The organism is Campylobacter sp. US53 (assembly GCF_004378995.1).
GTDB lineage: Bacteria > Campylobacterota > Campylobacteria > Campylobacterales > Campylobacteraceae > Campylobacter_D > Campylobacter_D jejuni.
In genome coordinates this window covers 1-16,165 of the sequence record NZ_RYYH01000009.1, presented here as the reverse complement: position 1 = coordinate 16,165, position 16,165 = coordinate 1, and the positions used below count along the sequence as shown (strand labels likewise).

Genomic DNA, 16,165 nt, shown 5'->3' with positions numbered 1-16,165 from the left:
ATGGCATTTGGTAGTTTATCTAGTTTAGGATTTGGTTCTGGAGTTTTAACTCAAGATACTTTAGATAAGTTGAAAGAAGCTGAACAAAAAGCTCGCATTGATCCTTATACTAAAAAAATCGAAGAAAATACAACTAAACAAAAAGATTTAACTGAAATAAAAACAAAATTGCTTACGTTTCAAACCGCAGTTTCTTCTTTAGCAGATGCAACAGCTTTTGCAAAAAGAAAAGTAAGTGCTAGTGTTACCACTAATCCTCCAGCAAGCCTAACAGCTAGCAGTGGGGTATCTTTACAAAGCATGAAAATAAATGTTAAGCAACTTGCTCAAAAAGATGTTTATCAAAGCAAAGGTTTAGCAAATGATGGTGGGTATGTTGATCCTAATTTAGGGGATAAACAAGCTTCTTTTACACTTATTCAAAATGGAAAACAATATACTGTTACCTATGATAAAAACACAACCTATAGAGATTTAGCTGATAAAATTAATGAAGCTACAGGTGGTGAGATCGTTGCAAAGATTGTAAATACAGGTGAAAAAGATGCTCCTTATCGTTTAACTTTAACCAGCAAGGAAACCGGAGAAGATAATGCTATCGGGTTTTTTGATGGATATAAAGATGATAAAGGAAGATATGTAGTTGATAAAAATGCTTCAAAGCTTTTTTCAAATCTTGGTTGGGAATTAGATAAACCTTTATCAGATACTGCAGGAAGAGAAGGAAGTGTCGATGGTGATTATATTCTTACTCTTGATTCAGAAACTTTTAAGGGTTATGGGATAAAAGATAATGAAGAAAGTCCTTTACATATACAAAAAGCTCAAAATGCTGAATTTACCCTTGATGGGGTTAAGATGATACGCCAAAGTAATACTGTGACAGATCTTGGTGTTGGACTTACTTTAACCTTGAATAAAACTGGAGAAATTGATTTTGATGTTCAGCAAGATAATGAAGCTGTAACTAAGGCTATGCAAGAATTAGTAGATGCTTATAATGACTTAGTAACCAATCTTAATGCTGCTACTGATTATAATTCTGAAACAGGAACTAAAGGAACTTTACAAGGTGTAACTGAAGTAAATTCTATACGCTCTAGTATACTTTCTGCTTTGTTTGATTCTCAATCAGTTAGTGGAACTGTAATTGATGATAATGGCAACAAAGTTAATGCTACAGTTATGCTTTCTATGCAAGATTTTGGTTTAACTTTGAATGATGCTGGGACTTTAAGTTTTGATTCTTCTAAATTTGAAAGCAAGGTAAAAGAAAATCCTGATTTTGCGGAAAGTTTTTTTGCAGGTATCACCCAATATCAAGATATTTCTCATACTGGAGACTTGATTGAAAAAGATAGTTTAAAAGATTATTTAACTCCTAAAGAAGAAACTAGTGATAGTGTTGAAACAAGAAGTGAAGATGAAAAAAATAAAGGAATTACATTTAAGCCAGGTGATTTTAAGATAGTTTATAATGGTCAAACCTATGATATATCAAAGACTACAAGTGGTGAAAATTTTGTACTTACTGGGTCAACTGAAGAAGAAATGCTTAAAAATTTAGCTACTCATATCAATAGTCTTGGTATAGATGGTTTAAAGGTTAAAGTTGAAGAATATAGCAAAAACGGAGAAGTAGGTTTTAAACTTAAATTTAGTGGTGATGGAAGTTCTGATTTTTCGATTAAAGGAGATGCTAAAAAATTAAAATTATTTGGTTTAAGTGAAACCACTATAGCTGCAAAACCTATAGAAGGTAAAGGTATCTTTGCTCAACTTAAATCAACACTTCAAGGGATGACAGGAACAAATGGTTCATTAACTAAATATGATGAGAGTTTAACTAATGATACTAAATCTTTAAATGAATCAAAAAAATCAGCTCAAGATATGATCGATGCAAGATATGATACAATGGCAAATCAATGGTTGCAATATGAGAGCATCTTAAATAAACTTAATCAGCAATTAGCAACTGTAACTAATATGATCAATGCAGCGAATAATTCTAATAATTAAGGATAAAAAAGATGCAAAATAGTTTAGCTTATAATGCTTATTCTCAAAATCAAGCGGGGATAGAATCTCCGCAAAAACTTATTGAAATGCTTTATGAGGGAATTTTGCGTTTTTGTGCAAGAGCTAAAGTGGCGATAAGAAATGAAGATATAGAGCAAAGAGTATACTTTGTAAAAAGAACAACAGCTATTTTTATAGAACTTATTAATACTTTAGATTATGAAAAAGGTGGAGATGTGGCGCATTATTTAAGTGGGCTTTATACAAGAGAAATTCAACTTTTATCTTTGGCAAATTTAGAAAATAACGAAGAAAGAATTAATGAAGTTATAAATGTAACCAAAGGTTTACTAGAGGCTTGGAGAGAAGTGCATAGTAATGAAACAATGGCTCAATGATTTTAAACTCGCATTAATTCAAGAAGATGTTAACAAACTTAAAAATTTACTTGATGAACTTGATATGAAAGCTTTTGTTAAAAATTTAGCCAAAAAATCGCCTTCAGAAGATTTTTTAAAAGAAAATGCAAATGATGTATTTTATCAAGTTCAAGCTCTTTTGCAAGAAGCTGTTACACTAATCGAACAAAAGAAAAAAACAAAGGCTGTTGAAATTCAAAAATTTCAAAAAGCTTTGACCTATGTTAGATCTTAAAAAGCATAGCGATAAGCCGAGTTCTGTCTTGAATGCTCATTTATCTAGTTTTGTTTTTGCAAACAAAATCAAGCGAAGGGTTAAAACAAAGACGCTAACCATCCCTTCTTGCTGCACATTGGGTTTACATAGCCGAAATTGTTACCAAAATCGCTGGTGGGCTTTTACCCCGCCGTTTCACCTTTTCCACTTGTGTGGTAGTTTTCTTTCTGTTGCACTATCCCTTAGGTTGCCCTAGCCATCTGTTAGATGGAATGCTTGTCTTTAGCAGCTCGGACTTTCCTCTTCTAAAAAGAAGCGAGCATTTACTATGCTTTAAATTTGGATTTTAACGTAATTTTACTTATTTTTTTATCAAATAAAATAATTTTATTGTGATATCAATCAAAATTTGATAAAATTATTTTTTATTTTTTAACAAAGGAAATTTATGGCATCTTATTCAATGGGTGATTTAAAAAAGGGACTTAAAATAGAAATTGATGGAATTCCTTTTAAAATAGTTGAGTATCAGCATGTAAAACCAGGTAAAGGCCCTGCTTTTGTGCGTATTAAAATCAAATCTTTTATTGATGGTAAAGTGCTTGAAAAAACTTTCCATGCAGGCGATAAATGCGAAGCTCCAAATCTAGAAGATAAAACCATGCAGTATCTTTATGATGATGGTGAAAATTGCCAGTTTATGGATACACAAACGTATGAGCAAGTAGCTATAAGTGATGATGATGTGGGTGAGGCAAAAAAATGGATGCTTGATGGTATGATGGTAGATGTGCTTTTCCACAATGGTAAAGCTATCGGCGTAGAAGTTCCACAAGTTGTTGAACTCAAAATCATCGAAACGGCTCCAAATTTCAAAGGTGATACTCAAGGATCAAATAAAAAACCAGCTACATTAGAAACAGGTGCGGTAGTGCAAATTCCTTTTCATGTATTAGAAGGTGAAGTTATACGTGTTGATACTGTGCGTGGTGAGTATATAGAAAGAGCGAACAAATAATACAAAAAAAGCTTTTGGACTATTCCAAGGCTTTTTTAAATTTATATAAAATTTATTTTGTTACTTAATTTCTCATTCTATTCTTAAAAATATTTTTTTAAACTTTTCTTCAATTTAAAATTTCTATAATATTCCTAATTTATATTGTGGAGATGGTTGATGGAATGGTTACTTCTTGCTTCTATACCTTTGATTGTTTTAGGTTTTGCTTTAAAGATTAATCCTTTTTTAGTGGTAACTTCAGTTGGAATTTATGCTGGACTTGTTTCAGGTTTTGATTTTGTTAAGGTTGTTAGTGATATAGGAAAATCTTTTGTAGATAATCGCTATGTTGCTATAATTTGGCTTATTTTACCTTTACTTGCTGTTTTGGAACGCAAAGGCTTAAGAGAGCAGGCTAAAAATTTAATATCCAAAATAAAAGTTGCCAGTACAGGACGAATTTTAATGTGTTATTTTGTTTTTAGACAAGTTACTGCAGCTTTAGGGCTTTTATCTTTAGGCGGACATGCACAGATGATAAGACCTTTAATAGCCCCTATGGCAGAAGCTGCAGCTAAGCTTAAATTTAAAAACTTAACACATAAAGATAGTCAAAAAATCAAAGCTTTTTCTGCGGGAACGGATAATGTTGCTGTATTTTTTGGAGAGGATATTTTTATAGCCGTGCATTCTATTTTATTTATTAAAGCTTTTTATGAGAGCAATGGTATTATTGTTGAGCCATTGCATTTATCAGTTTGGGCTATACCAACTGGAATTTTGGCTTTAATTATCCATTGTTCTAGACTTTATTTATTTGATAAAAGATTAGAAAAAACTTATAAAGGGTCGAGTGATGATAAGTCTTGATTTGCTTTATTATATTGTAGGAATTTTATTTTTAGTTTTTGGAATTTTAAGTTTTTCTAATCAAGCTAAAGATATAAAATCAAGAATAAGCGGCGGGGTATTCTGGATAAGTTATAGTTTTACTTTTTTACTAGCAGGAGTTTTGCCTCATTTTGTGATGGGTTGTATAGTGATTTTACTAGCACTTATAGCAGGATTTAATTTATTAAAACCAGCAAAGATTGAAGTTAGCAAAGAAGAAAAAGAATACGAGATAAAACATGCAAATATTTATAAAAATAAACTTTTTATTCCTGCTTTAATGGTTCCTTTGATTACACTTATTGGGACTTTTTTATTTCCCTATTTGAGTTTTTTTGAAAATAAAAATGCTACATTGATGGCTTTGATTATAGGTATAATTATTTCTTCAGTGGTTGCTTGTTTTATGTTTAAGGCTTCTCCTAAAAGAGCCGTTAAGGATGCAGCACATAGTATGGATCACATTAGTTGGGCGGCGCTTTTACCGCAAATTTTGGCTACACTTGGAGTAGTTTTTGTTTCTACGGGAATGGGCGATCAAGTATCTAAACTTTTATCTAGTTATATTAGTTTAGATAATGCCTTTATTACAGTAGCTGTGTATTGTATTGCTATGGCGCTTTTTACTATAGTAATGGGCAATGCTTTTGCAGCTTTTCCTGTGATTACTGCTGCTATTGCTTTGCCGATTTTAATCATACAAATGCATGCAAATCCTGCTATTATAGGAGCGATTGGAATGCTTAGTGGATTTTGTGGAACTTTAATGACGCCTATGGCTGCAAATTTTAATATAGTTCCTGCGGCACTTTTAAATTTAGATGATAAAAATGGCGTAATTAAAGCCCAGTTTATGTCAGGACTTGTTTTGCTTATAGCTAATATCTTTTTAATGTATTTTTTAGCTTTTAGATTTTAAGGAGAAAAAATGGAAAAATTTATAAAACAATTTAGCTTTATTGCACTAGAAAATATTTTTAGAGAATTGCCAAATAAAATCACACATTCTTTTAATGATATCAATGATATTAAACCGCCAAAACTTATGTATCCTATATTTTATGGTTCTTATGATTGGCATTCTAGCGTGCATTCTCACTGGCTTTTGGTGAAAATTTTAAAAGATTTTTCTCATTTTGCCCCAAAGGATGAAATCATCAAAGCCTTAGATTCTCAATTTAGCAAAGAAAAAGCAGAAGGAGAGCTTAAGTATCTTCAAAACCCTGCGCACAAAGGTTTTGAAAGACCTTATGGATGGGGATGGTTTTTAAAACTGGCTTTGGAGATAAATTTACTTACTAAGGAAAATGACAAAGCTGAAATTTGGGCTAAAAATTTAGAAGGTATAGCTGATTTTTTTGTTAAAGAATTTAAGGAGTTTTTGCCTAAGATGGATTATCCTATACGAGTTGGAACTCATTTTAATAGCTCTTTTGCTTTGTATTTTGCTTTAGAATATGCAAGATTTAAAAAAGATCAAGAATTGGAGTATTGCATCATCCAAAGTGCTAAAAAGTGGTTTTTAAATGATAAAAATATGCAAGCTTTAGAGCCTTGTGGAGATGAGTTTTTATCTCCTGTTTTGATGGAAGCGGTGCTTTTAAGTGCTGTTTTACCTAAAAATGATTTTGTAAAATTTTTTAAAGCATATTTGCCAAATTTAGAAACAAAAGAACCTGCAACTTTATTTACCCCTGTGAGTGTGAGTGATAGGAGCGATGGTAAAATAGCACATTTAGATGGGCTGAATTTAAGTCGTGCTTGGTGTTTTAAAATACTTTCAAATTTTTGCGATGAAAATTTAAAAATTCTTTTAAGAAACAATTCTACAGAGCATTTTGATAAAGCCATAGCTCATATAGAAGATGATTATCTTGGGTCGCATTGGCTAGGAAGCTTTGCTTTGCTTGCTATGGATGTGGATATTTTATAAAAAATTTCATAAGATGAGTAAATTTGTTACTAAATAGATATTTTTTAAATTTATATTTTGTTTTTATGCTTTGAAAAATATATTTTTTGATATTATAAGCCCAATAATATTTTAAAGGATGATAATGGTTTTTTTAATCATCTCTAGTATTATAGTGGCTATTATTTTGGGCTATATTACTAGACATAATGTTGGAATTTTTGCTATGATTTTTGCTTATGTTATAGGAGCTTTTTTTATGGATTTGGCTCCTAAAAAAATCATAGCTTTTTGGCCTATTTCTATATTTTTTGTTATTTTTGCTGTTTCATTGTTTTATAATTTTGCAACCGTAAATGGAACTCTTGAAAAATTAGCTGGACATTTGATGTATCGTTTTGCTAATCATCCTTATTTGCTTCCTTTTGTTATTTTTGTGGTTAGTGCTATTATAGCTGCTTTAGGAGCGGGTTTTTATACGGTTTTGGCTTTTATGGCACCACTTACTTTTTTACTTTGCGATAAAATCGGTTTAAGTAAAATTGCTGGAGCTATGGCTATAAACTATGGTGCTTTGGGAGGAGCAAATTTTATGACTTCTCAAAGTGGGATTATTTTTCGAGGATTGATGGAAAATTCAGGTATTGAAGCAAATGAAGCTTTTGTAAATTCTAGTATTATTTTTGCTTTTACTATAATTTTGCCTATTATAGTATTATCTTTTTTTGTGTTTAATGCTTTTAAAAATAAGATGCAAATCAGTGTTATTTCAAAACCTGATCCATTTGATTATAAACAAAAAACTACTTTAATTCTCATGTTTATGATGATTATTGTTGTTTTAATCTTTCCTGTGTTAAATATTATTTTTCCACATAATGAGACAATTAGTTATTTTAATAAAAAAATAGATATAGCCATGATAGCCATGATTTTTGTTGCCATTGCTTTATTTTTAAAATTAGCCGATGAGAAACAAGTTGTTGCTTTAATTCCTTGGGGAACCTTGATAATGATTTGTGGAGTAGGGATGTTAATTAGTATAGCGGTTGAAGCGGGGGCTATAAAATTATTTTCAGATCTTGTAGAAAATGAGATCAATGTGATTTTTATTCCGTTAATAATGTGTGCTATTGCAGCTTTTATGTCGCTTTTTTCAAGTACTTTGGGCGTGGTTACTCCAGCGCTTTTTCCTATAGTTCCAAGCATTGCTGCAAGCAGTGGATTAAGCGAGGTATTGCTTTTTTCTTGTATTGTTATAGGGGCTCAAGCTTCTGCTATTTCTCCTTTTTCTTCTGGAGGAAGTTTAATTTTAGGATCTTGTCCTGATAAATATAAAGAAAAATTATTTAAAGATTTGCTTATTAAAGCTGTGCCTATAGGATTTATGGCGGCGATTTTAGCCACTATTATAATGAGTTTTATTTTATAAGGATAATTTAGTGAAGATTGATACTCATGCACATATATTTTTGAAAAAGTTAAATACGGTTGCAAATGCAAGATATAAACCTGATTATGACGCTAGTTTTAAAGATTATAAAGCAAATTTAGATCATTATGATTTTGATAAAGGGGTTTTAGTTCAGCCAAGTTTTTTAGGTGTTGATAATGAATTTTTGCTTCAGAGTATCGAAAAAGATGAAAATATAAAAGCTATAGTTGTGGTTGATGAAGGTATTAAATTTGATGAGCTTAAAAAACTAAAACAAAGAAAAGCTTGTGGAGTTAGATTAAATTTAATTGGCAAAGAATTGCCAAATTTTAAAAGTACGGTTTGGACTCAATTTTTTGAAAATTTAAGTAAGCTTAAAATGCAAATAGAAATTCAAAGAGATTTAGACAATAATCTTGTTGATATTGTTGAAAATTTAATTCCTTATGGTTGTAATATTGTTATCGATCATTTAGCAAGAGCTAATACAAACTTAACAAATTTAGAGGATCTAATTTGTTTAAAAAACTCTAGAATATTTTTTAAAATTAGCGGTTTTTATAGGGCAAAAATAGATTATGCTAATAATGAACAAGCTGTAAAATTTGCAAAGAAAATATATGAAATTTTAAAAGAACATTTTCCACTTAGCAATTTTGTTTTTGGAAGCGATTGGCCGCATACAAATTTTGAAGTAAATGTTAATTTTTCATCGGCTCTAGTAGCTTTCAATGAAGTTGTCGTATCTAAAAAAGAACAAGAGCAAATTTTGGGGGATAATGCTTGTGCTTTATTTGACTTTTAAGCTTTTTGTTTTATCCTAAAGATGTATTTTGCAATGCGTTCAAAATGTACTCTTAGATAAGGTTTGTAAATTACAAAACCACCTAAAAGTCCTAAAATGCTTCCTATTACGACATCAATCAAACGAGCGAGTATCAATGTATCTGCATTTTCACTCATAAAATTAGCTGCTTCTGAAAGATAAGTAGCATAAGGAGTAAAGAAAATCATAGCTAAAGCATAGTTTCGATTGACTAAAAATTGTCCTATAAAAAACAAAGACATCATAAGTAAAACAAGCTCTATATTGTGAAATTGTTTAGATAAAAGCCACCATGCAAAACATACTCCTAAGGCCGTTCCTATGATACGTTGAATTTGTTTAATCCATATAGAGTTTAAAGTTACACCTTGCATAATAGCTGTGCAAGAAATGGCTATCCAATAACTTCTTTCAAGTTCTAAAAAAGTTCCTAAAAATATAGAAAAAGCCACAAAAGAACCCATAATCAAAGAATCCACAAAAACTGCATCAAAACCTATGTATTCTCTAGGTGGAATTTCGCCAGGTAAAGCATTTTTAAATCCATAAATCACAACGATAGAATATAACAAAGCCATTAAATTAGCCACCATTGCTCCAAGAAAAACAAGACCCACTAAAAAAATAAAATCCTTAGCTTCAAAAGGAGAATAAGCTCCTAAAACACAAGAAAATACAAAGAAGAAATATCCAGGTGCGCCAATGTTATAATATCTAATTAAAACAGAACTTCCCATGGCCACAAGTCCTATAGGGATGAAGGCAAAAACTGAAGGCAAAAAATGAGTTAAAATTCCTAAGAAAAAACTAGAAACTATGCCAAAAGAACAGCACATCACAACAGCCATTCTATGATATAAAGGAGTGTTTGGAACATATAAAAAAGATAAAGCTCCTATCATGGCAATGAGCCCATAGTTTAATTTTCCAAAAAATACACTAAACCCTAAAACTATACCCACACCCAAAGCCGCAAAAAAAGGCATTTGCCAAACTTGTTCGCTTGAATTTAGTTTAGCAATTTCTTTAAAGTGTTGCTTTAGTATTTCTAATTTATTCACTCTCGAATTTGTCCTTCCCCATTGATTATATATTTATAAGTGCAAATATCTTCAATCCCCATAGGACCTCTAGCATGCAATTTGTTAGTTGAAATTCCAACTTCTCCACCAAAGCCAAATTCTCCTCCATCGCTAAAACGCGTTGAAGCATTAGCATAAATGCAAGATGAGTTTATAAGGCGTTGAAATTTAGCGATATTTGAAGCATCATTTGAGATAATGCTTTCAGAATGCAAGGAGCTGTGTTTGTTGATATGCTCTATAGCTTCATCGCAATCTTTTACTAATTTTACACTTAAAGCAAAATCAAGCCATTCTGTATCAAAGGTATTTTCATTTGCTTTAAAAACTTCTAAATTTGAGTTGTTAAAATAAGCCAAAGCATTTTCATGGGCGTGAATTTTTACCTTAAATTTTTTAAATTCAGGGATTAAAAGACTTATAAAATTTTTAGCAATTTTTTCATGGATTAAAAGCGTTTCTAAAGCGTTGCAAACACTTACTCTTTGACACTTTGCATTAAGGATTATTTTTAAAGCCATATCTAAGTTAGCACTTTGATCTACAAAAGCATGACACAAGCCCTTATCTTGCTTAATGAGAGGAATTTTAGTATTGTTTGCAATTTCTTGTATCATATTTGAACTACCGCGAGGTATGATCACATCGATTAAATCATCAAAAGTTAGAATTTGTTTGATCTCGTCTCTTTGAGTAAGCATGGCAAAACAATCTTGCAAACTAAATTCCTTAAGTGCTTTGCTAACAAGAGTAAATATAGCTTTGTTTGTAAATTTTGCTTCACTTCCACCTTTAAATACACAAGTATTAGAACTTTTTATCATTAAAGCTGCAATTTCAGCACTAAGACTAGGCCTTGCTTCGTAAATAACACAAATAAGTCCTAAAGGAATGCTTATTTTTTGTATGCTCAAACCCGCATAATTTTTCCAAGCTTTAGAAATTTTGCCTATAGGATCTTCGATGTAAGCGATTTTTTCTAGGCCTTCACAAAGAGTTAAAATGCGTTTTTCATCTAACAAAAGCCTATCTTTTATTGCTCCACTTTTTGTGAAATTTGCTATATCTTTTTCATTTGCTTCTAGGATAATTTTGAAATTTTCTCTTAAATTTTGAGCTAATTTTAAAATAATTTTTTCTTTATCTTTAGGTGTTAAGTTAAGTAGTTTTTGAGAATTTTTCTTAATATTTTCAAGCAAATTTCGCATTTTTAATCCTTTATTTACAAAAAACTTGATAAATTATACAAAAAAAATCAGAATTGAAAGGTAAATATAAATGAAAAAAATAGATTTAATTATAGTAGGTGCAGGTCCAACAGGCATAGGCTGTGCGGTTGAAGCTAAGCTTAAAAACAAAGAGGTTTTGATACTGGAAAAATCAAATAACATTTGCCAAACTTTAATGCAATTTTATAAAGATGGCAAGAGAGTAGATAAAGCTTATAAGGGATGCGAAGGAACTAATCATGGACATGTTCCTTTTGAAGATGGCACCAAAGAAAGCACTATAGAAACTTTTCAAAACGCATTGAAAGAGCACAATATAGAAATTGAATTTGGCTCTGAAGTTGAGAGTGTTAAAAATGAAAATGGAGTTTTTTTAGTAAGCACAGCTAAAGGTGTTTATGAGTGTAAAAACATTATCGTTGCTATAGGTAGAATGGGCAAACCTAATAAGCCTGATTACAAACTTCCTATGACTTTAACAAAAATCATTAATTTTAATGCCAATTCAGTTTTGGGAAATGAAAAAATTCTTGTTGTAGGTGGCGGAAATTCAGCAGCAGAATACGCTGTGGATTTGGCTAATTCAAATCAAGTTAGCCTTTGTTATCGTAAAAAAGAATTTACAAGATTAAATGATATCAATCTTAAAGATATTCACGAAGCTGGAAATTCGGGTAAAGTAGAGTTAAAACTAGGAATCGACATTAATGAAGTAGAAGATGATAGTGGCAAGGCTAAGGTAAATTTTACCGATGGTACAAGCGATATTTATGATAGAATCATTTATGCTATTGGTGGTTCTACTCCACTTGATTTTTTACAAAAATGCGGGATTAATGTTGATGATAAAGGTGTGCCTTTAATGGATGAAAATAAACAAAGCAATGTTAAAGGTATCTTTGTAGCAGGAGATATTGCTACTAAAAATGGAGCAAGTATAGTTACAGGGTTAAATGACGCTGTAAAAATTCTTTCCGTGCTTTAAAATTTAGCCTTTGGGCTAAATTTGACTTATTAATAAGTAAATTTTATAATTCTTATTATTTTAATTTAAATCTATGAAAATGCAAAATAAAATCAATACAAAAACAACAATAAGAACTTATCGTCTAAATTTCTATATTTTAGGACTTCAAGCACTATACTAGCGTCTTTAAAAATATTTTATTTTAATATTTTTAAAGGATTTATATGTCAAATATTTTTAGCACTTTAAGCCCTTTTAGGCTTTTTATAAAATGCGCCGTGCCAAATGTTATAAGCATGGCTTTTATTTCTTTTTATTATATAGTTGATGGAATTTTTGTTGGAAAATATCTAGGAAGTGATGCTTTAGCGGCACTAGCCTTGATTATTCCCTTTATTATGATGTCTTTTGCTTTGGCTGATATGATAGCTATAGGTTCAGCAGTGCAAATTTCTATGCATTTGGGTTTGGGCAAGAAGAATTTAGCTAGAAAGATATTTAGTTCTAGTATATTGATTATTTTTCTAATCTCTTGCTTTATTGGAATTTTGGAGTATTTTTTAGGACCTGTTTTGATTGATTGTCTAAATGTTAGTGATGAGATTAAAACTATGGCTAAAAAATGTATGTTTGTTTTTGCTTTATTTGCACCTTTTACCATGCTTTCTTTTGCCTTGGACAATTATTTAAGAATTTGTGGAAAAACAACCTATAGTATGATTATGAATATAATCATAGCTTTAAGTAATATTGTATTTGATTATCTTTTTATAGTTGTATTTGGTTGGGGCTTGTTTTCGGTAGCCCTTGCAACTTGTTTAGGAATTGTTTTAAGTGGTATTTTTGGAATTATTCCTTTTTTATTTCAAAATTTAGAGCTTAAATTCTCAAGTTTATATATAAATTTGAGAATTTTTAAAAATATTCTTTATAATGGAAGTAGCGAGTTTTTTGGCAATGTTTCGGGTTCTTTATATAGTATTTTTGCAAATTTTGTTTTATTAAAAATTTCTACCACTCAAGCCGTGGCAGCTTTTTCTATTATTTTATATATTGATAGTTTTATCATAATGCTTATTATTGCTATGGGGGATGCGATGCAACCTGCGCTTAGTTATAATTATGCTAAAAAAGATTTTTTAAGGATTAAAGCCATTATAAAAGTGGTATTTTTTGCAGGGGGAATTTTATCTTTATTTTCTATAGTGTTTATATTGATATTTGGAGAAAATTTGATAACACTTTTTGCAAAAGAAAATGATCAAGAATTTAAAACTTTTGCTTATACAGCTTTGATGCTTTTTGCTTTTAATTATCTTTTTGCATGGTTTAATATTCTAAGCGGTTCTTTTTTGACAGCTTTTAATAAGGCAAGCTTTTCTTTGGTTCTAAGTTTAACGCAAAATTTATTCATGCCTTTATTTTTTCTTTTGCTTTTATCCTGTTTTATAGGTTTAAATGGAGTATGGTTAAGTCCATTTTTTGCTGAATTTTGTGTTTTGATTTTAGCTTGGATTTTTTTTAAAAGGATTTTTAAAGATCTATCTTTATAGTGGATAGATCTTTTTTAAATTTTATCAAAGGAGCTTTTTTAGAATTTATATCCTATTCCAGTTAAAACAACTTGATAGGTTTCATCATAAAATCCTATATCGCTATTTCTTTTTTCTATACCATAATTTGCAAAACCATAAAGTCCGTTATAGCCCAAAAATTGATTTTTAACAACTTTTAGATTAAGCTTAACTATATTACCGTCTTGTTTTTTGTGGAAGATAGGATCTGTTCCTACTGCTTCATATTTGCTAAGACTTAAATTTGGGGTGAAGATATAGTCATTAGCAAAAGCTAAATTTGCTCCCATGCTTAAACCATATCTTGAGTAACTTTGAGCTTTTCCATCTGCATCATTATAATCATAACTTAGTCCTAAATTTAACAAACTGTAATTGTAATTTAATTCAAACTCGTGATAATACCCCTCTCTTTTTAAAGAGCTGTACTCAACTGCGTCTTTATCATATTTGTTTTTGCTAAATAAATATGAAGCTGTAAATTTTCCTAAATCACTTTCGTAAAGTTGAGAGATTTTAAAACCATATCTATCAACACCAGTTTCTTCTCTATTGCCTGTTTGATAAGGATTTGCATAAGCTTTTTCTCTTAAAGAAGAGATTACAGAAAAAGAAGTGCTAAAACGCTCTAAATAAGCTTTTTCGTAACCTAAAGCTATACCGCTGATATCTCTTCCATTATAGTTTTTGATAAAAACTCTATCATTGTCTATAAGGTTGCCATAGTAAAGTTCTACACCGATAAAAGGAATAAAAGAAGAGTCCGAATTATCAGCATCATAACCACCTAAGTAATCACTATCTGCTAAAGTTGAAATATTACTTTTAATATCTCTTGCACCTACACCTATGCTTAAATTTCCACTAAAACCTTCTTGAAAATCTACAGCCATAGCTGACTGGGCTAAAATGGAAGCTAAAATACATGAAAATAAATGTTTTTTCAAGCGTTCTCCTAATAAAATAAATGTTATGATGATAATTGTAACTAACATTACTTTAAATATTTATAAAAAATTAAAGTTTATAATTTTAAGTTTTTTTAGATAAAATTTTTAAAACTATTTATAAGGAAATTTAGTGCAACAAGAATATTATGACTTGGATTTAGAACGAGCTATTTTAAGCAGTTGTATCATGAGTGAAGAAGCTTACGCTAGTATAGCAGGCGATATTAGCCCAAAAGATTTTAGTCTTAAAGCTCATGAAGATATTTTTAAAGCAATTATAGCTTGTAGCAACAACAAAGAGCCTATTTCTATAAGTTTTTTAAAAAAACATAAAAAAATAGATGAAGAGATTTTAGCAGAAATTCTTGCTACTCCTTCTATGATAGATTTGTCTGCTTATGTAAATGAACTTCGTGAAAAGTCCGTAAAAAGACAACTTTTGAGTTTTGCACATCTTTTACCAACTCGTATCAATGAAGATCGTGCCGTAAGTGAAATCGCAGATGAAATTGGTAAAGAAATTTTTAGCATTACAAATCGTGTGAATTCTAGAGATATTAAAGATGTTGATATGGTAATATCAGAACTTTTTGAAGAATTTAAAAAGCAAAAAACTTTAGAAAATAAAGGTATTATAGGGCTTGATACAGGTTTTGAAGGTTTAAATAAAATGACAAAAGGTTTTAAAGGGGGTGAACTTATAATAATCGCTGCGCGCCCAGGTATGGGAAAGACAACTCTTTGTTTAAATTTCATTGATAAGGTTTTAAGACAAAATAAAGGCGTGGCTTTGTTTTCTCTTGAAATGCCTGCAATTCAAATCATGCAAAGAATGCTATCTTCCAAAACTTCCATTCCTTTGCAAAAAATTTTAACTGCAGATTTAAACGATGACGAATGGGAGCGTTTAGGAGATGCTTGTAATGATTATAGTCAAAAGAAATTATATATTTACGATAGTGGTTATGCAACTATTGCTGATGTAAGGGCTATTTTAAGGCGTTTAAAATCCCAAGATGAAAATATAGGACTTTGTGTGATTGATTATATAGGGCTTATGATGAGTAATTCAAATTTTAATGATAGGCATTTGCAAGTGAGTGAAATTTCAAGAGGACTTAAGCTTTTGGCCAGAGAGCTTGATATGCCTATTATCGCACTTTCGCAACTTAATCGTGGTTTAGAACAAAGGGCAAATAAGCGTCCTTTGATGAGTGATTTGCGAGAAAGTGGAGCTATAGAGCAAGATGCGGATGCTATTTTGTTTGTATATCGCGATGAGGTTTATAGAGAACAAGAAGAAAAAGAAAGAGAGAATAAAGCTAAAGCTGAAGGCAAAGCTTATCAAAGGCTTTTTATACCAAATCCTATGCAAGAAAATGCTGAAATTATTGTTGGAAAAAATAGAAATGGACCTGTTGGAACTATAGAAGTTGTATTTTTAAAAGAAAAATCTTGTTTTGTAGATAAACCTATAGGTTATGAAACTACCGAATTTACAGGCTAGCTTTAATTAATATATATTAATTAAAAATATCTCACAAATAATTTCAATATTTAATCAAAATTTACTCTCATTAAATCAATTTTTTCTATAAAATAAAATTTAAATTCAAACCATATAGTTTTATAATAGTTAGT

General features: G+C 30.4%; 15 protein-coding genes and 1 other RNA gene. 12 read left to right on the top strand and 4 right to left on the bottom strand.

Annotation, left to right across the window (positions count from 1 at the left end):
- From fliD to ELQ05_RS07010, 3 genes are read left to right on the top strand one after another with little or no spacing between them, the layout of a single operon-like run.
- Complete coding sequence (fliD, locus tag ELQ05_RS07020) at positions 1-2,022, top strand: flagellar filament capping protein FliD (RefSeq protein WP_134240046.1); 2,022 nt, start codon at positions 1-3, stop codon at positions 2,020-2,022.
- Positions 2,023-2,033: 11 nt separating this feature from the next.
- Positions 2,034-2,420: a flagellar export chaperone FliS gene (gene fliS / locus ELQ05_RS07015; protein WP_002933464.1), complete on the top strand. Its 387-nt coding sequence runs from the start codon at positions 2,034-2,036 to the stop codon at positions 2,418-2,420.
- Entirely contained in the window at positions 2,401-2,676 is a 276-nt protein-coding gene (locus ELQ05_RS07010) for a hypothetical protein (RefSeq protein WP_088303756.1), read from the top strand. The genes fliS and ELQ05_RS07010 overlap by 20 nt, the downstream gene beginning before the upstream one ends.
- Here ELQ05_RS07010 and rnpB read toward each other — a convergent pair.
- An RNA gene (rnpB, locus tag ELQ05_RS07005) (RNase P RNA component class A) lies at positions 2,673-2,993 on the bottom strand. The two genes, ELQ05_RS07010 and rnpB, sit on opposite strands and share 4 nt — an antisense overlap.
- Before the next feature lie 113 nt (positions 2,994-3,106).
- Between rnpB and efp the strand changes: the two genes are divergently transcribed.
- The 6 genes from efp (at position 3,107) to ELQ05_RS06975 (ending at position 8,701) form a co-directional block, all read left to right on the top strand.
- Positions 3,107-3,676: an elongation factor P gene (gene efp, locus ELQ05_RS07000; protein ID WP_002855210.1), complete on the top strand. Its 570-nt coding sequence runs from the start codon at positions 3,107-3,109 to the stop codon at positions 3,674-3,676.
- Between the two features lie 159 nt (positions 3,677-3,835).
- Positions 3,836-4,528, top strand: a complete 693-nt coding sequence (locus ELQ05_RS06995) for a DUF969 domain-containing protein (protein WP_096702603.1) — start codon at positions 3,836-3,838, stop codon at positions 4,526-4,528.
- Positions 4,515-5,468 (top strand): DUF979 domain-containing protein, encoded by a 954-nt coding sequence (locus tag ELQ05_RS06990; RefSeq protein WP_052785381.1) that lies wholly within the window; start codon positions 4,515-4,517, stop codon positions 5,466-5,468. Before ELQ05_RS06995 ends, ELQ05_RS06990 begins: the two co-directional genes overlap by 14 nt.
- 9 nt (positions 5,469-5,477) lie before the next feature.
- A complete protein-coding gene (locus ELQ05_RS06985; RefSeq protein WP_134240045.1) occupies positions 5,478-6,482 on the top strand; it encodes a DUF2891 domain-containing protein in 1,005 nt (334 codons plus the stop codon).
- Between the two features lie 118 nt (positions 6,483-6,600).
- A complete protein-coding gene (locus tag ELQ05_RS06980; protein ID WP_134240044.1) occupies positions 6,601-7,893 on the top strand; it encodes an SLC13 family permease in 1,293 nt (430 codons plus the stop codon).
- Between the two features lie 10 nt (positions 7,894-7,903).
- Positions 7,904-8,701, top strand: coding sequence for an amidohydrolase (locus ELQ05_RS06975; protein WP_002933481.1), 798 nt, complete (start codon positions 7,904-7,906; stop codon positions 8,699-8,701).
- Here ELQ05_RS06975 and ELQ05_RS06970 read toward each other — a convergent pair.
- Positions 8,698-9,783: an FUSC family protein gene (locus ELQ05_RS06970; RefSeq protein WP_052785385.1), complete on the bottom strand. Its 1,086-nt coding sequence runs from the start codon at positions 9,781-9,783 to the stop codon at positions 8,698-8,700. The genes ELQ05_RS06975 and ELQ05_RS06970 overlap by 4 nt on opposite strands.
- Positions 9,780-11,012, bottom strand: coding sequence for a glutamate-5-semialdehyde dehydrogenase (locus ELQ05_RS06965; protein WP_134240043.1), 1,233 nt, complete (start codon positions 11,010-11,012; stop codon positions 9,780-9,782). Before ELQ05_RS06965 ends, ELQ05_RS06970 begins: the two co-directional genes overlap by 4 nt.
- A gap of 70 nt (positions 11,013-11,082) precedes the next feature.
- Here ELQ05_RS06965 and ELQ05_RS06960 point away from each other — a divergent pair, with 70 nt between their 5' ends.
- Positions 11,083-12,018, top strand: a complete 936-nt coding sequence (locus tag ELQ05_RS06960; protein WP_070316876.1) for an NAD(P)-binding domain-containing protein — start codon at positions 11,083-11,085, stop codon at positions 12,016-12,018.
- A gap of 206 nt (positions 12,019-12,224) precedes the next feature.
- Positions 12,225-13,553 (top strand): MATE family efflux transporter, encoded by a 1,329-nt coding sequence (locus ELQ05_RS06955; protein ID WP_096702609.1) that lies wholly within the window; start codon positions 12,225-12,227, stop codon positions 13,551-13,553.
- Between the two features lie 38 nt (positions 13,554-13,591).
- Here ELQ05_RS06955 and ELQ05_RS06950 read toward each other — a convergent pair whose 3' ends face one another.
- Entirely contained in the window at positions 13,592-14,521 is a 930-nt protein-coding gene (locus tag ELQ05_RS06950; RefSeq protein WP_070316875.1) for a DUF2860 family protein, read from the bottom strand.
- Positions 14,522-14,654: 133 nt separating this feature from the next.
- On the opposite strand from ELQ05_RS06950, the gene ELQ05_RS06945 reads away from it, so the two are divergent.
- Positions 14,655-16,031: a replicative DNA helicase gene (locus ELQ05_RS06945; protein WP_096702611.1), complete on the top strand. Its 1,377-nt coding sequence runs from the start codon at positions 14,655-14,657 to the stop codon at positions 16,029-16,031.
- Positions 16,032-16,165: the final 134 nt, after the last annotated feature.

Coding starts and splice junctions, on each gene's coding strand:
- fliD (WP_134240046.1), top strand. CDS start 1: ATGGCATTTGGTAGTTTATCTAGTTTAGGATTTGGTTCTGGAGTTTTA.
- fliS (WP_002933464.1), top strand. CDS start 2,034: ATGCAAAATAGTTTAGCTTATAATGCTTATTCTCAAAATCAAGCGGGG.
- ELQ05_RS07010 (WP_088303756.1), top strand. CDS start 2,401: ATGAAACAATGGCTCAATGATTTTAAACTCGCATTAATTCAAGAAGAT.
- efp (WP_002855210.1), top strand. CDS start 3,107: ATGGCATCTTATTCAATGGGTGATTTAAAAAAGGGACTTAAAATAGAA.
- ELQ05_RS06995 (WP_096702603.1), top strand. CDS start 3,836: ATGGAATGGTTACTTCTTGCTTCTATACCTTTGATTGTTTTAGGTTTT.
- ELQ05_RS06990 (WP_052785381.1), top strand. CDS start 4,515: ATGATAAGTCTTGATTTGCTTTATTATATTGTAGGAATTTTATTTTTA.
- ELQ05_RS06985 (WP_134240045.1), top strand. CDS start 5,478: ATGGAAAAATTTATAAAACAATTTAGCTTTATTGCACTAGAAAATATT.
- ELQ05_RS06980 (WP_134240044.1), top strand. CDS start 6,601: ATGATAATGGTTTTTTTAATCATCTCTAGTATTATAGTGGCTATTATT.
- ELQ05_RS06965 (WP_134240043.1), bottom strand. CDS start 11,012: ATGCGAAATTTGCTTGAAAATATTAAGAAAAATTCTCAAAAACTACTT.
- ELQ05_RS06960 (WP_070316876.1), top strand. CDS start 11,083: ATGAAAAAAATAGATTTAATTATAGTAGGTGCAGGTCCAACAGGCATA.
- ELQ05_RS06955 (WP_096702609.1), top strand. CDS start 12,225: ATGTCAAATATTTTTAGCACTTTAAGCCCTTTTAGGCTTTTTATAAAA.